The 14,778-nt window shown below is 75.0% G+C and carries 12 protein-coding genes; 6 read left to right on the forward strand and 6 right to left on the reverse strand.

Annotated elements, in window-relative coordinates:
• Positions 1-3,291: a ferritin-like domain-containing protein gene (locus tag CYQ11_RS25930; protein WP_099202728.1), complete on the reverse strand. Its 3,291-nt coding sequence runs from the start codon at positions 3,289-3,291 to the stop codon at positions 1-3.
• Positions 3,291-4,814 (reverse strand): flavin monoamine oxidase family protein, encoded by a 1,524-nt coding sequence (locus tag CYQ11_RS25935; RefSeq protein ID WP_099202729.1) that lies wholly within the window; start codon positions 4,812-4,814, stop codon positions 3,291-3,293. The genes CYQ11_RS25930 and CYQ11_RS25935 overlap by 1 nt, the downstream gene beginning before the upstream one ends.
• A gap of 451 nt (positions 4,815-5,265) precedes the next feature.
• Between CYQ11_RS25935 and CYQ11_RS25940 the strand changes: the two genes are divergently transcribed.
• From CYQ11_RS25940 to CYQ11_RS25950, 3 genes are all read left to right on the forward strand, one after another.
• Positions 5,266-6,270: a DMT family transporter gene (locus CYQ11_RS25940; RefSeq protein WP_099202730.1), complete on the forward strand. Its 1,005-nt coding sequence runs from the start codon at positions 5,266-5,268 to the stop codon at positions 6,268-6,270.
• 237 nt (positions 6,271-6,507) lie between these two features.
• A complete protein-coding gene (locus tag CYQ11_RS25945) occupies positions 6,508-7,008 on the forward strand; it encodes an inorganic diphosphatase (RefSeq protein ID WP_099202731.1) in 501 nt (166 codons plus the stop codon).
• Between the two features lie 32 nt (positions 7,009-7,040).
• The gene (locus CYQ11_RS25950; protein ID WP_240003707.1) at positions 7,041-8,522 is read left to right on the forward strand and encodes a hypothetical protein; all 1,482 of its coding nucleotides are present in this window, start codon (positions 7,041-7,043) and stop codon (positions 8,520-8,522) included.
• Between the two features lie 16 nt (positions 8,523-8,538).
• On the opposite strand, the gene ssgD is transcribed toward CYQ11_RS25950, so the two are convergent.
• The gene (gene ssgD / locus CYQ11_RS25955; RefSeq protein ID WP_099202732.1) at positions 8,539-8,952 is read right to left on the reverse strand and encodes a spore wall synthesis regulator SsgD; all 414 of its coding nucleotides are present in this window, start codon (positions 8,950-8,952) and stop codon (positions 8,539-8,541) included.
• A gap of 305 nt (positions 8,953-9,257) precedes the next feature.
• Here ssgD and CYQ11_RS25960 point away from each other — a divergent pair, with 305 nt between their 5' ends.
• On the forward strand, positions 9,258-10,349 hold the full coding sequence (locus CYQ11_RS25960; RefSeq protein WP_099202733.1) for a WD40/YVTN/BNR-like repeat-containing protein: 1,092 nt from the start codon (positions 9,258-9,260) through the stop codon (positions 10,347-10,349).
• Here CYQ11_RS25960 and CYQ11_RS25965 read toward each other — a convergent pair.
• Complete coding sequence (locus CYQ11_RS25965; RefSeq protein ID WP_099202734.1) at positions 10,338-10,637, reverse strand: YciI family protein; 300 nt, start codon at positions 10,635-10,637, stop codon at positions 10,338-10,340. The two genes, CYQ11_RS25960 and CYQ11_RS25965, sit on opposite strands and share 12 nt — an antisense overlap.
• Before the next feature lie 82 nt (positions 10,638-10,719).
• Between CYQ11_RS25965 and CYQ11_RS25970 the strand changes: the two genes are divergently transcribed.
• Both CYQ11_RS25970 and CYQ11_RS25975 read left to right on the forward strand, forming a co-directional pair.
• The gene (locus tag CYQ11_RS25970) at positions 10,720-11,436 is read left to right on the forward strand and encodes an endonuclease V (protein ID WP_099202735.1); all 717 of its coding nucleotides are present in this window, start codon (positions 10,720-10,722) and stop codon (positions 11,434-11,436) included.
• Between the two features lie 92 nt (positions 11,437-11,528).
• Positions 11,529-12,467 carry a dihydrodipicolinate synthase family protein gene (locus CYQ11_RS25975; protein WP_099202736.1) on the forward strand — a complete coding sequence of 313 codons (939 nt, stop codon included), beginning with the start codon at positions 11,529-11,531 and terminating at the stop codon, positions 12,465-12,467.
• Positions 12,468-12,488: 21 nt separating this feature from the next.
• Here the strand turns inward: CYQ11_RS25975 and CYQ11_RS25980 are convergent, their stop codons facing one another.
• The gene (locus CYQ11_RS25980) at positions 12,489-14,126 is read right to left on the reverse strand and encodes an ABC-F family ATP-binding cassette domain-containing protein (RefSeq protein WP_099202737.1); all 1,638 of its coding nucleotides are present in this window, start codon (positions 14,124-14,126) and stop codon (positions 12,489-12,491) included.
• Positions 14,127-14,138: 12 nt separating this feature from the next.
• Entirely contained in the window at positions 14,139-14,759 is a 621-nt protein-coding gene (locus tag CYQ11_RS25985) for a hypothetical protein (protein ID WP_099202738.1), read from the reverse strand.
• Between the last annotated feature and the right edge of the window lie 19 nt (positions 14,760-14,778).

The raw sequence follows: 14,778 nt of genomic DNA on the forward strand, positions 1-14,778 counted from the left end.
TCACTCGTCGCGGCGGAAGAAGTCGGCGTAGAAAGCAGTCATCTCGGCGACCTGCGGGGGAACCGGCCCGCACTTGCGCGCCGCCGCCGACAGGTGCGCGAAGCGCAGCGCCAGCGCGCGGCGGGCCACGTCCGGGCGGGGTGTCACGCCGGGCACGTCGGCCAGTTCGAAGGTCGGGCCGGCCGTCCTGCCGCGCCGCCCCGACTCCATGGTGACGAGCAGCTCGGCCAGCGGGCGCATGACGCCGGTCATCACGTCGATCGAGGCGTTCATCAGCTTCGAGCGGCGCAGGCTCCCGTCGGGGCTCTGCCCGAAGTGCTGCGCCATCAGCTGGAGCATCAGGTGGTAGGAGTGGTTGAACAGCCGCCCCACGGCCCGCGCCTCGGGGTCCGTGACCGGGTCCTTCGCCCCGTCGCCGCCCGGCCCCAGCGTCGGGTTGCGCAGCACCGGGTAGGCGGGGCTCCAGGGCAGCAGCCGCCCGTACGGGCCCGGGACCCGCTCGCTGGTCAGCACCTCCCCGATCCGCAGGAAGCTCTGGAAGTGCGACGAGTCCGAGGGCGCCGCGGGGCCCAGGGCGCCGCCCTCGCCCTGCTCGGTGATGAAGTCGACGGCGAACAGCGCGCTTTGCAGGTCGTCGACCTCCAGTTGGTAGTCGGGGTGACGGGAGTTGACCGACTCCCGCATGAACACGTGGTGCTCACCGCCCCCGCGGCCCTTGTCCACCAGGAACAGGTCGGGCACGCGCTGCAGCCCCTCCCGGATCGCCGCGTACAACTCGCTCACCGAACCCCAGGCGGTCGGGGCGGCCTCCGCCGCGGCCACCCCGCCGGCCGTCTCCGGCCGCCCGGCACACCGCAGCTCCGGCGTCAGGCCCGCCGGCTGTTCGATGGCGACGTACCGCTCGACGCTGCCCACGCTGAGCCCCTCCAGCGCGAAGTCCAGCGGCACCGGCAGCTCGCTGTTGAGCGTCGCGAAGTCGATCGCGGGGATGTGGAAGGGCTCGCCCATCGCGGTGATGATGTTGTTGACCAGCAGGAAGTGGATCATCTCCTCGCGGGCCACGTTCAGCAGGATGCCGCGGATGCCGTCGTCCAGCGTGGCGCCGCCCTGCCCGCACGCCAGCTCCAGCTGCCGCGCCGTCCAGCTGCCGCGCCGCACGTACTCCCGCCCGGCGCCGTGCGTCGGCACCGAGAAGGCCGCGTACAGGTACTGCAGCATCACCGCCAGCTCCAGCGTGGCCGCCTGCTTCAGCACGGTCCACAGCTCGCCCCGCGTGCCGATCACCGGCCCCACGGGGCTCCGGGCCGGAACGGCGAGCGGCGGGCGGGTGCGTGCCTGGAGGTTGCGCAGATAGGCCAGCAGCAGCCGGGCCTTGGGGTCCGACAGGTCGCGGGTGGGCGGCATGTAGTAGGTCTTCGGCTTGTTGCGCGGATCGCACATCTGCCACGCCAGCTCCGCGTACGTCTCGACCTTGCAGCGGTCGGCGAGGCTGAACACCTCCGACCGCATGAAGGTGGACACGTGCTCGTAGTAGGCGAAGACCTCCCTGTGCAGCAGCTCGAAGTCCACGTCCTCGCGGGGCACGTCGTCCAGGTGCCAGTCGTCGGGCAGGACCCGTACGGCCAGCGAGCCGGCGCCCGCCCAGAAGCCCAGCGCGTCCTCGTCGTCGTACGCCGCCCACGCCGAGCCCTCCGCCCGCGGGTCCACGCCCGGCGGCCCGTCCTCGGCGCCGGCCGACAGCAGCACCCGGCACGTGCCCGCCCGCTCGCCGCGCAGGACGAGCAGGCCGTGGCCGTGCTCGTCGGTCTCCACGACGCACTCCTCGGCGAAGGGCCCCTCGCCGCGCACGCCGAGGACGACCGCGTCGCCGCAGCGGGCCCCCGGCGCGCCGGCCCGCCCGTCGGCGGGCAGCGCGCGGGGGTTGTAGAACTGGCGCACGCGCACCCGCCCGGCGCTCGCCGGGCGGCCGCGCACGTACGCCCGCAGCGGCACGCCGACCGCGTGGTCACGGCCGTTGGCCCGGTCGCGGTGGTGCAGGACCACCAGCGACTCGTCGCTCTGGACGTTGACCTCCCGCTCGCGCGCCAGCGTCACCCGCCGCCCGTCGGCCCCCGTGCCGGTCAGGCACAGCCCTTCGCCCGCCGCCCGCTCCCAGCCCGGCTCGGCCGGCACGGCGACCAGCCCCGAGGTGAGGTCGCCGGGGTAGGAACCGGAGGGGAGCAGGGCGACCAGCCGCCCGGAGCCGGCCGTGCGCAGCTCCAGGTCGCCGGCGTCCACCGGCGGGCCGAGCCGGTGCAGGAGCCCGGGGCCCGCCTCGCGGGCCCGGTGGGTGACCGGCACGGCGGAGACCATGTCGAACGCGGCGCGCCCGTCGGCCAGGTCCACCGTGCAGTGGTGCAGCCGGCCGGCCGCGTCCGCGGTGGGGACGAGCAGCCGGCCGGCCGGGTAGGTGCGCAGCTCGTGGGCGTGCCAGGGCGCGATCGTGCCCCGCACCCGCCACTGGGCGGGGGTGTCCGGGACGCGGGGCGAGGCCATGTCGTCCAGCGCGAAGCGGACCACGAGCCCGTCCGCCCCGCCCTCCACGGCCGTGCGCAGCGCCAGGGCGGCGGGGGAGAGGTCGGCGTCGGGCAGCCACTGGAGCGCGCTGCCCGGCCCGTCCTCACCGGTGACCACGAACTGGTGCACCGCGCCGTAGCGCAGCTGCTCCGCCAGGGCGTGCTCGCCCACGTCGAGGATGCGGCGGAAGTCGGCCCAGCGGGGCGGGTGGAAGCCCTCCACCTCCCCCATGAGCATGTATCCGTCGTCGTGCGAGCGGCCCAGCCGGCCGAAGCCGAACCGGCCCACCATCAGGGCCGTCGTCCACCGGGAGGCCGGGTCCAGGTCGAAGACCCGGGCCCGGTTGACGGTGGTGCGCAGATAGGCGTTGTAGTGGCCCCAGACGTCCACGCTGCGGCCGACCACCGGGTCGCCGGTGTCCGGAGCGCCGCCGCCGGGGTGCTCGGCGGAGACGATCCGCGCGTCCAGCCAGAAGTGTCCGTTGCCGTCGAAGTGCCAGCCCTTCGCCGCGCTGAACTCCCCTTCCCCGTCCGGCCGCCCCTCGCCGTCGAAGCGCGGGCCGAGCCGTTGCAGGTAGTCGTGGTACTCGGCCGCGGGCCGGTCGGTGGGGAACGGGCCGTCGCCCGTCAGGGCGCGGCCCGTGGCCAGGTCGACCAGCCCGCTGCGCGGCCCGGTGGGCAGTTTGGTCGTCGCGGTGCCCGCGAAGTGGAGCCGGGGCAGGTCGAAGACGCTCATCACAGGGCTCCCGCGGGGTTGGGACGGCCGGTGGCCTCCGTGGTGCGGCGGCCCGGCTCGAAGCGTTCGATCGCCTGGACAGCCTCCAGCGCGGACTCGATCGCGCCCTCGATCCAGGCGGGTGCCTTCGAGCAGTGCTCGCCCGCGAAGAACAGCCGGCCCACCGGCCGGGCGGCGCGCAGGCGCTCCTCCTCGCACTCCGCGGCGTTCTTGCCCCAGCGCGTGGTGCAGCCGCCGGTCCAGGGGTGGTGGCCCCAGGCCATGCTGACCACGTCCAGCACCATGCCGGGCGAGAGCAGTTCGGGATGGACCACGCTGAGCTCGTCGAGCACGAGGCGGTGACGCCGGCGGGCCGACATCCGGCCCAGCCGGGCCGCCTCGTCGCCGATGGTGTAGCTGGCCAGCAGCGCGGCGCCGCGTCCGGGCTCCCCGTCGGGGGCCGGGTAGTAGGTCTGGCGGATGCGTCCCCCGGTGAACGAGGCCCCGCCCTGGATGCCGCTCTCCCGCCAGAACGGCGTCCGGCACAGCACGGCCACCTTCGTCGCCGGGCAGTAGACCACGTCGCGCAGCACGGCCCGCTTGTCGCGGTCGAACCCGTTCAGGCGCATGCGCCGCATGGCAGGGAAGGGCACGGTGCAGACGACGAAGTCCGCGCGCCGGACGGTCGTGCGGGAGCCGGCGCGGACGTGCGCGACGACGTGGTCGCCCTGCACGTCGAGGCCCGTGACCCGGCGGCCGCAGGTCACCGGCCCCCGGATCCTCCCGGCCAGACGGTCGGTCAGCTGGTCCATCCCGCCGTGCAGGCGCAGCAGGTCGGGGCTGGTCTCGGTGAGGATGTCGTCGAGGAAGCTGTTCAGCCGGGCGCTGCAGCCGGCGCGCAGCTCAGGGTGTGCCGCGAAGAGCGAGTGCAGGTCCACCCGGTCCCGGGCCGGACCGCGCAGATGACCGGTCAGGTCGACGCGGGCGACCATGTCGAGCAGCCGGCCGCTGAGGTCCCCGCGGAGCGCCTCGCGCAGGTCGGGTGGCGCGATGGCGTCGACGATGGCCGTCAGCCACGCCCCGAAGGCGACCGTGGCGTCGTCGTGGTGGTGCCCGGGGCGGTGTCGTTCCAGCTCGTGCCGGAAGTCACGGCCGAGCGTGCGGGCCGCGTCCCGGATGCGGACGAAGCCGCGGTCGGTGTGGAGGAAGGCGTTCTCCTCCGACAGGAGGGTGCTGAACGCGCGGAGTTTTCCGTCGAGTCCCATCCGCCGAATGTATTCGAGGGTGTGGGCGTGGTGGGACGGAATGCGCATGGCGCCGAGTTCCACGGTCGGCCCCCCGGGGCGCTGCCCGAACCGGTGGGTGTGGATGCGCCCACCGATGCGGGTGTTGCCTTCCAGGACCTCGACGTCGAATCCGCGCCGCTCAAGCTCGTACGCGGCGACGAGACCGGAAACCCCGGCGCCTATGACGAGGACGCGCCGACCGCGCCGTTCGAGGTTTTCGAAGGTGTGGACATGCCAAGAAGCTGAGGCATCGGACATTGAAGCTTCCCCCCGTAAATGCCTTGCTATTCCCCTTTGAGCCTACACAGAGATTTCATATACCCCGGGCTGTGACAATGGTGTTTCAGGACACCCTCAAACCCGCAACGGAATTTTCCGCGCCGCGTCGACAAACGGTTAGACGGCATACGCATAAAAGCGGTCTGCGATCATCCGGATATTCGGAAGGGAATGCGCCGAATAGGCCCGCGCGCTGCTCGCCGGCGCCCGGCGGCCCCGGCCGGCGGCCCACCGCGTGAGGGGGTGTCACCAACATGCCCGACGCCGTCCCGCCACCGGTCCGTACTCCATCCGAAGTACGAAAAAGCCCGTACTCAAGTACGACGACGGGGCCTTCGGAAAGAGGCATCGTTGGAGGTATGGAGCATGAGGGGACGGACCACAGAGACATGCGCAGACACGGGGGCGCTACGGACCGCAGAGGCAGGCCGTGAGCGCGCTCGTCCTGTCGGTCCTGCTCTGCCTGGTCTCCTCCGTCTGCTACGCGGGCGCGGCCATCGTCCAGGAGCGCGTCGCCGCGACGAACACCTCGGGGACCTACGGGACGTTGCGCCGCCCCGGCTGGTGGGGCGCCGTGGCGCTCACCGGGCTCGGCGCGGGGCTGCACGTGGTGGCGCTGGCGTACGGACCGCTGAGCCTGGTGCAGCCGCTGGGGGCGCTGACGATCGTCTTCGCGCTGCCCATGGCGGCGCTGTGCGTGCGCCGGCCCGTCGGCGCGGCGGGCTGGCGCGGCGCGCTGCTGGCCACGGCGGGGCTCGCCGGGCTGCTCTCGCTGACCGGGCCGCCGCACGCCGAGTCCCTCGCGCGCGCCGAGCGGGCCGTGCTCGCGGCGGTGGTGCTGGGCGGGGTCGCCGTGCTGGCGCTCGCCGCGCGCTGGGTGCGCGCGCCCGTGGTGCGCGGCGTGGTGCTGGCCACGGCGGCCGGCGCGGCCTTCGGCATGGCCTCGGTGTTCACCAAGGCCGTGGCCGAGGACTGGATCGCCCGTGACGCGGGCCTGGTCGCCCAGGTGCCGAGCCTGGTGGCCATAGCCCTGCTCGCCCCGGCCGGCATGCTGCTCTCCCAGGCCTCCTACCGCGGCGCGGGCCTGACCGCGCCCCTCGCGACCGTGACGGTCGTCAATCCCGTGGTGGCCGCCGGCGTCGGGATCGTCGCCCTCGGCGAGGGTTTCCGGTTCGGGCTGGTGGGCGGCCTGCTGGCCGCCGGCGCCGGCGCGGTCGCCGCGGTGGGCGTCGTCGCCCTGACGCTCCAGGGGGCGGAAGGTCCCCCGGGCGAGGAGGGCGTGGGCGAGGGCGACGAGGACGAGCCGGAGGACGTTCCTCCTGCGCCCCCCGCTGTACCGGTGCCCGCCATGAACGTCGTACGCGGACCGATGCTTCCGGGCGCGCGGTCGGACAGTTGCCTGGTGCCCGTCCGCTCGGGGACGAAGCAGCGCTGAGCGCCACCTGGTCCGGACCTGGCCGGTTGTCCCCGGCCGTGCACCCTCGCGCCGCCGCCCGCCTCCTCGGCCGCCGCCTCGCGGCGCGGTCCGGGGCGGTCCGAGCGGGGCGGCTGCGTGGCCCGGCGGCACCGACGGAGCCCGGTGGGGGCGCGGCGAACACGGACGCGCCATGGCGCCCACCGGCCCCCTCGCGTCACCATGGTGACCCCGGCGCCGACCCTCCGGAGGAGCCCCGTGGACTTCGACGTAGTAGTGGAGATTCCGCAAGGCAGCCGCAACAAATACGAGATGGACCACGAGACGGGGCGCATCCGGCTCGACCGGATGCTTTTCACCTCGACGCGCTACCCGGCCGACTACGGCTATATCGACGGCACGCTCGGCGCCGACGGGGAGCCGCTGGACGCCCTGGTGCTGGCCGGCGACCCCACCTTTCCCGGCACCGTCATCCGCTGCCGCGCGATCGGAATGTTCCGGATGCGCGACGAACAGGGCGAGGACGACAAGGTGTTGTGCGTGCCCTCCACCGACCCCCGGCACGAGCACGTGCGCGACCTCAGGCATCTGCCGGAATTCGACCGGCTGGAGATCCAGCACTTCTTCGAGGTCTACAAGGAACTCGAGCCCGGGAAAAGCGTCGAGGCCGCCTGCTGGGCCGGCCGTGTGGCCGCCGAGGCCGAGATCGACGCCTCGCGCGCCCGCGCGAAGCGGGGCGGGAACGGGACATCGGGGTGAGGCCCGCGCCGTGATGCGGTAAGCAAGGGGGCATGGCCACCACCGACCGGCTAGCCGGCACCGCCCCCGCCCCGACCACCGGCGCGGGACGGAGCCGTGATCTCCGTCTGGCGGCCGTCGCCCTCGCCTTCGCGGTGGTGCAACTGTGCTTCGCCGTGGCCCACATGGACCTCGGCTGGGACGAGACCGTCTACCTCTCGCAGGTCGACCCCCGCAATCCGGCCGCATTCTTCAGCGCTCCCCGGTCGCGCGGCGTCAGCTTCCTGGCCGCGCCCGTGGTCGCCCTCACGTCCTCCGTGCTCGTGTTGCGCGTGGTGCTGGTGCTGCTGTCCTCGGCCGCCCTGTACGCCGCGTTCGCGGTGTGGCGGCCGCTGCTGGGAAGGGTCCGGCCCGCGCTGGCGGCGCTGCTGTTCGCCGGACTGTGGATCACCGTGCTCAGCGGTCCGGAGGTCATGCCGAACCTCTGGGTCGCGCTGACCGCGGTCGCCGCCGCGGGCTGGTTCCTGCGGGCCCGCGCGGACGCCCCCGGCCGGCGCGGCGCACGCGCGGCCCTCGCCGCCACGCTCGCCGCCGCCACGCTCTTCCGCGCCCCCGACGGGGTCTGGCTGGCCCTGCCCATGCTGGCCGCCTGCGCGGCCGTACGGGCCTGGCGGCGGCCCGGCACGGTGGCCGCGGTCCTCGGCGGGCTCGCGCTGGGTGGCGTCCAGTGGGCGGTGGAGGCGTACGCGCGGTTCGGCGGCATCGGGCGGCGCCTGTCGGTCTCCAGTGACACCGAGGGCGGCATGGGAGCCCACCTCGGCGCCGGCCTGCGGGCCGCCCTCCGCTCCCTCAACGGCCCCCAGCTGTGCCGCCCCTGCCACGTGGCCGGCCCGTCCGTCACCCACTCCCTGTGGTGGCTGCTGCTCCCCCTCCTGGCGGCCTGCGCCCTCGCCCTGGCCGCCCGCCGTCGCGCGGACGCGGCCGCGACCTGGCTGCCCGTGGCCTGCGCCCTCGCCCTCGCCGCCCCCTATCTGCTGCTGCTCGACTACTCGGCGCCGCGCTTCCTGCTCCCCTCGTACGCGCTGCTCGCCCTCCCCGTGGCGGGCCTGGCCGCCGACGCGGTGCGAGCGGTACGCCCCGGCCGCCCCCGGCTCGTCGTCGCCGCTCTGCTGGGCGCCGTGCTCGCCGCCCACCTCACCGTGCAGACCGAGGAGTTGCGGCTGAACACGGCGGACGCCCGCGACACCACCGTGCGCTACCGCCGGGCCGCCGACGAGCTGGGGCGTCTGGGTCTGACCGCTCCCTGCCTGGTCACCGGACCGCGCGCCCAGCCGATCGCCTACGAGGCGGGCTGCGCCTCGGCCCAGACCATGGGCAACAACCGCTCCACCACCACCGCCGGCATCGTCCGCGCCGCGCACCGGATGCCGACGGCGCTGCTCTTCGACACCGAGGACCCCTATCTGCCGGCGTACGCCCGTGACTGGCACCCCCACCCGCTGCCGGGCACCGACTGGGTCGCCTACCTCCCCTGAGCCGTGCCCACTTTCCCTACGCCTGGCGCAGCAGAGCCGCCAGGTCGCTGTCTACGTCCAGGTGGCCGGACTCGCCTCCCGCCGGCACCGAGGTGTACGTACGGGCGAGGAACGCCCGCAGCTCGGCGGTGTCGGTCTGGACCATGGCGACGCCCTCCAGGGCGTGGAACTCCAGCACCGTGCGGTGCGGCCCGCACGGCCACACGCGGACGTCGCCGCCGCCGGCGGAGCGCAACAGTCCCCGCGCCAGCAGGTCCCGCGCGAACGCCCACTCCACGTCGGCGCCGTCCAGCGAGGCCGCGGGAGGGAAGGCGATGCGCACGGCGAACGGGTCTCGGCGGTCGTAGCGCAGCCGGGCGGGAACCGTGCGGGACGGCGGGGCCGACGCGATGATCCGTGCCTGGACAGCCTGTTCGATGACAGTGGACAACGCCAGCTCCCTTGCGGTTGTTTTCCGGGTGGTGCGCTTCCGTGCTCCGTGACCTCTTCCCAGGGAGAGACGGTCTATCGATTGCAGCAGTGCACATGAATCAAGCGTGACCTGCGTCACGCTCCTTGGGAAAGAAGACATTTGTGTTCTATGCCGGTGAACTCCAAGGAATCCCGCCAAGAGTGATGGACCGTTGCCATCCGCCGACCGCGTCCAGGCGTGCGGCGAGGCCCGCCGGGCGCCGGCGCACGGGGATGCGCCGCACCCATGGACGGCCGGGTACGCCTCCGCTAGCTTGCCCGCTCATGAGACGCAGGATCTGCACGTTACCGGTGGGGCTCGGGGCGGCGGCGCTCGCGCTGAGCGGCGCACTGCCGGCGCAGGCGGCGGACCCACGCCCCCGAGAGCCCCGGCCGGCCTGGGAGACACGGACCAGCGGCAGCGACGCCCGCTTCCGCGGGCTCGCGGCGGTCAGCCGGTCCACGGCGTGGGTGGCGGGCACGAAGGGGACCGTACTGCTCACGCGCGACGGCGGCCGCCACTGGCGCGACGTCTCGCCGCCCGGGGCCGGCACCCTGGAGTTCCGGGACGTGGAGGCGTTCGACGCCTGGCACGCGGTCGTGCTGGCCATCGGCGAGGGCGACGCCTCACGCGTCCTGCGCACCGACGACGGAGGGGCCAGCTGGACCGAGACGTTCCGCAACCCCGACCCCAGGGCCTTCTACGACTGCCTCACCTTCTTCGACCGCCGGCACGGCATCGCGGTCGGCGACCCCGTGGACGGCCGGTTCCGGGTCCTCTCGACCGGCGACGGCGGCCGCAGCTGGCACGTCCTGCCCTCCGACGGGATGCCCGCGGCGCTGCCCGGCGAGGCCGCCTTCGCCGCGAGCGGCCAGTGCGTGACCGCCGCCGGCGGACACGACGCCTGGCTCGCCACCGGCGGCGCGGCCGTCTCCCGCGTCCTGCACTCCACGGACCGGGGCCGCACCTGGAGCGTCGCCGGCACACCCGTGCCCGCCGGCGACGCGGCGCGCGGCGTCTTCGGGCTCGCCTTCCGGGGCCGCGCCCACGGGCTGGCCGTCGGCGGCGACTACCGCGCCGGGCAGCCCTCGCCGACGGCCGCAGCCGTCAGCGGCGACGGCGGGACCAGCTGGACCGCCGCGCCCCGGCCGCCCGCCGGCTACCGCTCCGGGGTCGCCTGGCTGCCGCACAGCCGTACGACCGCCCTCGCCGTGGGGCCGACCGGCAGCGAGGTCACCACGGACGCCGGCCGCACCTGGCGCGCCTTCGACACGGGTTCCTACGACACCGTCGCCTGCGGCCCCGACGGCGGCTGCTGGGCTGCGGGGGAGAAGGGACGCACCGCCCGGCTCGCGCCGGGAGGGTCAGGAGGGTAGCGACTGACGGTACTGGGCCAGGCCCTCGGCGGTCTTCGTCGGGATGAACTCGGTGATGGTGTACTCGCATACGCCCGCCACGGTGAACGGGTCGCTCTGCGTGATCTCCTCGATCTTCGCCCGGTCGTCGCCGAGGGCCAGGATGATCCCGCCGTCGCGCGGCACCTTGCGGCCGGAGGCGATGAAGACGCCGGACGCGTAGTGGGCGTCCAGCCAGGCGACGTGCTCGGCGAGGGCGGCGTCGATGCGCTCGATGGGGGCGATGTACGTCAGCTCAAGTACAAACATGATCCACAGGCTACGCCCGGGCGCGGCCTCAGGCTCGCCCGCCGCTCCCTCCCGCGCACCCGTCCCGTACGGTGGGGCGATCATGACCGACACGCCCACGCCCCCGCCCGTCACCGCCGTCCCGCCGCCCGGCTGGCCCACGACCGAAGCGGAAGCGGCCGCCGTCCAGGACCGGTTGCGCACGCGGGTGGTGCGGGACGAGGCGGGCCCCGCGCCGGACGCGGCCCTGGTCGTGGCGGGGGTCGACGTCGCCTACGACGACGAGCGGGACGTCGTCGCGGCCGCCGCCGTCGCGCTCGACGCCGCCACCCTGACGGTCGTCGCCGAGGCGACGGCCGTCGGCCGGATCTCCTTCCCCTACGTCCCCGGCCTGCTGGCCTTCCGCGAGATCCCCGCCGCGCTGGCCGCCCTCCAGGGCCTGGCCGTCGCCCCGGACCTGGTCGTCTGCGACGGCTACGGCCTCGCCCACCCGCGCCGCTTCGGCCTGGCCAGCCACCTCGGCGTGCTCACCGGGCTGCCCACGATCGGGGTCGCCAAGAACCCCTTCACCTTCCGCCACGAAGCACCGGGCCCGCGCCGGGGCGAGTGGGCCCCGCTGCTGGACGGCACCGAGGAGGTGGGGCGCGCGCTGCGCACCCAGGAGGGCGTCAAGCCGGTCTTCGTCTCGGTCGGCCACCGGGTGAGCCTCGACCACGCCTGTGCGCACGTCCTGCGGCTGGCACCGCGCTTCCGGCAGCCGGAGACCACCCGGGCGGCGGACGCCCTGTGCCGGCGGGCCCTGCGGGCCGCCCGCCCCTAGGCGTTCGGCTGTGCGCCCTTGACACCCGCCGGGGGCCGGGACAGATTCGGTGCGGAACCGGAAGATCCCCGCGGACCGGAAGGCTGGCCCCGATGCGTCTGCCCGTGCCCTTGTCCGGTGTCGTCCCCCCGCTGTGCACCCCGCTCGACGCGTCGGGCGACGTGGACCCGCGCTCGCTCGCCGCACTGGTGGAGCACGTGCTCGCCGCCGGGGCGGCGGCGGTGTTCGCCCTCGGGACCAGCGGGGAGTCCGCCCACCTGAGCGACGCCCAGCGGCGCACCGCCCTGCGGGCCGTCGTCGACGCCGTCGCCGGGCGTGTGCCGGTGCTGGCCGGCGCCATCGACATGACCACCGCCCGCGTCCTCGACCAGGCACGCGCCGCGGCCGCCCTCGGCGCGGACGCGGTCGTCGCCACCGCGCCCTTCTACGCCGGCGCCCACCCCGCCGAGGTCGCCGACCACTTCCGGCGTGTCAGGGAAGCCGTCGACCTGCCCCTCATCGCCTACGACATCCCGCCCGCCGTGCACACGAAGCTGTCCGCCGCGACGGTGCTGGCCCTCGCCGAGGACCGCACGCTCGCCGGGCTCAAGGACAGCAGCGGTGACCTCGGCGCCCTGCGCCGCCTCCTCCTCGCCCTGCGGCGCGACGGCCTCGACCGTTCCTTCGCGGTGCTGACCGGCTCCGAACTGACCGTCGACGCGGCCCTGCTCGCGGGCGCGCACGGCGTCGTGCCGGGCCTGGGCAACGTGGATCCGGCGGGCTACGTACGGCTGTACGAGCACGCGCGAGCCGGGCGCTGGGCGGAGGCGGCCGCCGAACAGGACCGGCTGGCAGGGCTCTTCGCGCTCGTGGAGGCGGGCGATCCGGCCCTGATGAGCGGCGGTGCCTCCGCCCTCGGTGGCTTCAAGGCCGCGCTGCGGCTGCTGGGCGTCATCGACTGCGCGACGACGGCCGCCCCGCAGACGCCCCTGCCCGCCGCGGCGGTGACACGCGTGCGGCGACTGCTGGAGGAGGGCGGGCTGCTGCCGTGACCGGAGCGCCGGCCCCGTCGCTCAGCGCTCGCTCACCCTGCCCGCCGCCACCTCGATCCGCCGCGTCACCGCGACCGCGTCCAGCATCCGGCGGTCGTGCGTCACCAGCAGCAACGTCCCGTCGTACGACGCCAGTGCCGACTCCAACTGCTCGATCGCGGGCAGGTCGAGGTGGTTCGTGGGCTCGTCGAGGACGAGCAGGTTCACGCCCCGCGCCTGGAGGAGCGCCAACGCCGCCCGCGTCCGCTCGCCCGGCGAGAGCGTCACCGCCGACCGCATCACGTGGTCGGCCTTGAGACCGAACTTGGCCAGGAGCGTGCGCACGTCGGCGGGTGCGAGCTCGGGGACCACCGCGCCGAAGGCGTCGAGCAGGGTCTCGGTGCCGAAGAACAGCGCCCGGGCCTGGTCCACTTCGCCCACCACCACCCCCGGCCCCAGGGACGCGCTGCCCGCCTCCAGCGGCAGCCGGCCCAGGAGGGCGGCGAGCAGGGTGGACTTGCCGGAGCCGTTGGCGCCCGTGATGGCGACGCGGTCGGCCCAGTCGATCTGGAGGTCGACGGGGCCGAAGGCGAACGCCCCCCGCTGGGCCCGTGCCCCCCTGAGGGTGGCCACGACCGCCCCCGCGCGGGGCGCGGCGGCGATCTCCATGCGCAGCTGCCACTCCTTGCGGGGCTCCTCGACGACGTCCAGCCGCTCGATGAGGCGCTCGGTCTGACGGGCCTTGGCGGCCTGCTTCTCGGTGGACTCGGCGCGGAACTTGCGGCCGATCTTGTCGTTGTCGGTGGACTTGCGGCGGGCGTTGCGGACACCCTTGTCCATCCAGTTGCGCTGGGTGCGGGCGCGCGCCTCCAGCCCCGCGCGGGTGTCGGCGTAGTCCTCGTAGGCGTCACGCGCGTGCCGGCGGGCGGTCTCGCGCTCCTCCAGGTAGGAGGCGTAGCCGCCGCCGTAGAGATTGACCTGCTGCTGGGCGAGGTCGAGTTCGAGGACCTTGCCGACCGTACGGCTCAGGAACTCCCGGTCGTGGCTGACCAGGACCGTCCCGGCGCGCAGGCCCGTGACGAAGGCCTCCAGGCGGTCCAGGCCGTCCAGGTCGAGGTCGTTGGTGGGCTCGTCCAGCAGGAAGACGTCGTAGCGGCTGAGCAGCAGCGAGGCCAGGCCCGCGCGGGCGGCCTGGCCGCCGGAGAGACCGGTCATGTGGCGGTCGAGGCCGACGGCGAGGCCGAGCGAGTCCACGACCTCCTCGGCCCGCTCGTCCAGGTCGGCGCCGCCGAGGTCCAGCCAGCGCTCCAGGGCGACCGCGTAGGCGTCGTCGGCCCCCGGCGCGCCGTCGACGAGCGCCTGCGTGGCGGTGTCGAGCGCGGCCTGGGCGGCGGCGACCCCGGTGCGGCGGGCGAGGAAGGCCCCGACGGTCTCGCCCTCGCGGCGCTCGGGCTCCTGGGGGAGATGGCCCACGGTCGCCGTGGGCGGGCTGAGCCGCAGCGTCCCCTCGTCAGGGGTGGCGAGGCCGGCGAGCAGGCGCAGCAGCGTGGACTTGCCGGCGCCGTTGGCACCGACCAGACCGATGACGTCCCCGGGGGCGACGACGAGGTCGAGCCCGGAGAAGAGGGTACGGTCGCCGTGGCCGGCGGCGAGGTCCTTGGCGACGAGGGTGGCACTCATGAGAGCCCGACTCTAACCGGTGGGCGGCCCGGCGCCCCACTCGATGTCCGTCGCGGCCGCGGAGACGACCAGGACGTCGTCGTAGGTGCGGGCCACGACGAAGGCCACGCCGCGCGGCAACGCCACGTGGTGGCCGCCCGCTTCCAGCCGGTCGTCGAGCAGCTCGCGGGCACGCCCGCGCCGCAGCCGCCCCGAGCCGTACCCCGTCACCCGCACCCGGCACGCCTCCGCCAGGTCGAGCCGCACCCGGCCGGGCTCCGCGCGGAGCCCGGTCAGCCGGCGGCGCCGGGTGCGGCACCCGCTGTGGAGGGCCTGCTCCAGCTGGGCCGCCACCAGCGGCACGACGGGCGCGAGCGGCTCGACGAAGAGGGCGCGGGAGCCGGCGGCCGCGAACGCGGCGCGCACCGCCGCCCGGGCGTCCTCACCGACGGTCCGGTCGAAGGACACCGCCCCGTAGCCGCGCAGCTCGCCGGGGTCCGCCTCCGCGGCGGCCGTCGTGATCTCGGTGCCGATGCCGCGGGCGCGCAGGGCGGCGGCGAGCCGGGCGGAGAAGGCGACGCGCGGGCCGACGACCAGCACCCGGCGGCCGGCCCCCGCCGGCACCAGCTCACCGCCCGTCCGCCCCCCTGTCATGGAGGGAGTATTCCCCCGG

Origin of the sequence: Streptomyces cinnamoneus, assembly GCF_002939475.1 — a bacterium.
GTDB lineage: Bacteria > Actinomycetota > Actinomycetes > Streptomycetales > Streptomycetaceae > Streptomyces > Streptomyces cinnamoneus_A.

Coding starts and splice junctions, on each gene's coding strand:
- CYQ11_RS25930 (WP_099202728.1), bottom strand. CDS start 3,291: ATGAGCGTCTTCGACCTGCCCCGGCTCCACTTCGCGGGCACCGCGACG.
- CYQ11_RS25935 (WP_099202729.1), bottom strand. CDS start 4,814: ATGTCCGATGCCTCAGCTTCTTGGCATGTCCACACCTTCGAAAACCTC.
- CYQ11_RS25950 (WP_240003707.1), top strand. CDS start 7,041: ATGGCCACCACCGACCGGCTAGCCGGCACCGCCCCCGCCCCGACCACC.
- CYQ11_RS25960 (WP_099202733.1), top strand. CDS start 9,258: ATGAGACGCAGGATCTGCACGTTACCGGTGGGGCTCGGGGCGGCGGCG.
- CYQ11_RS25965 (WP_099202734.1), bottom strand. CDS start 10,637: ATGTTTGTACTTGAGCTGACGTACATCGCCCCCATCGAGCGCATCGAC.
- CYQ11_RS25970 (WP_099202735.1), top strand. CDS start 10,720: ATGACCGACACGCCCACGCCCCCGCCCGTCACCGCCGTCCCGCCGCCC.
- CYQ11_RS25975 (WP_099202736.1), top strand. CDS start 11,529: ATGCGTCTGCCCGTGCCCTTGTCCGGTGTCGTCCCCCCGCTGTGCACC.
- CYQ11_RS25980 (WP_099202737.1), bottom strand. CDS start 14,126: ATGAGTGCCACCCTCGTCGCCAAGGACCTCGCCGCCGGCCACGGCGAC.
- CYQ11_RS25985 (WP_099202738.1), bottom strand. CDS start 14,759: ATGACAGGGGGGCGGACGGGCGGTGAGCTGGTGCCGGCGGGGGCCGGC.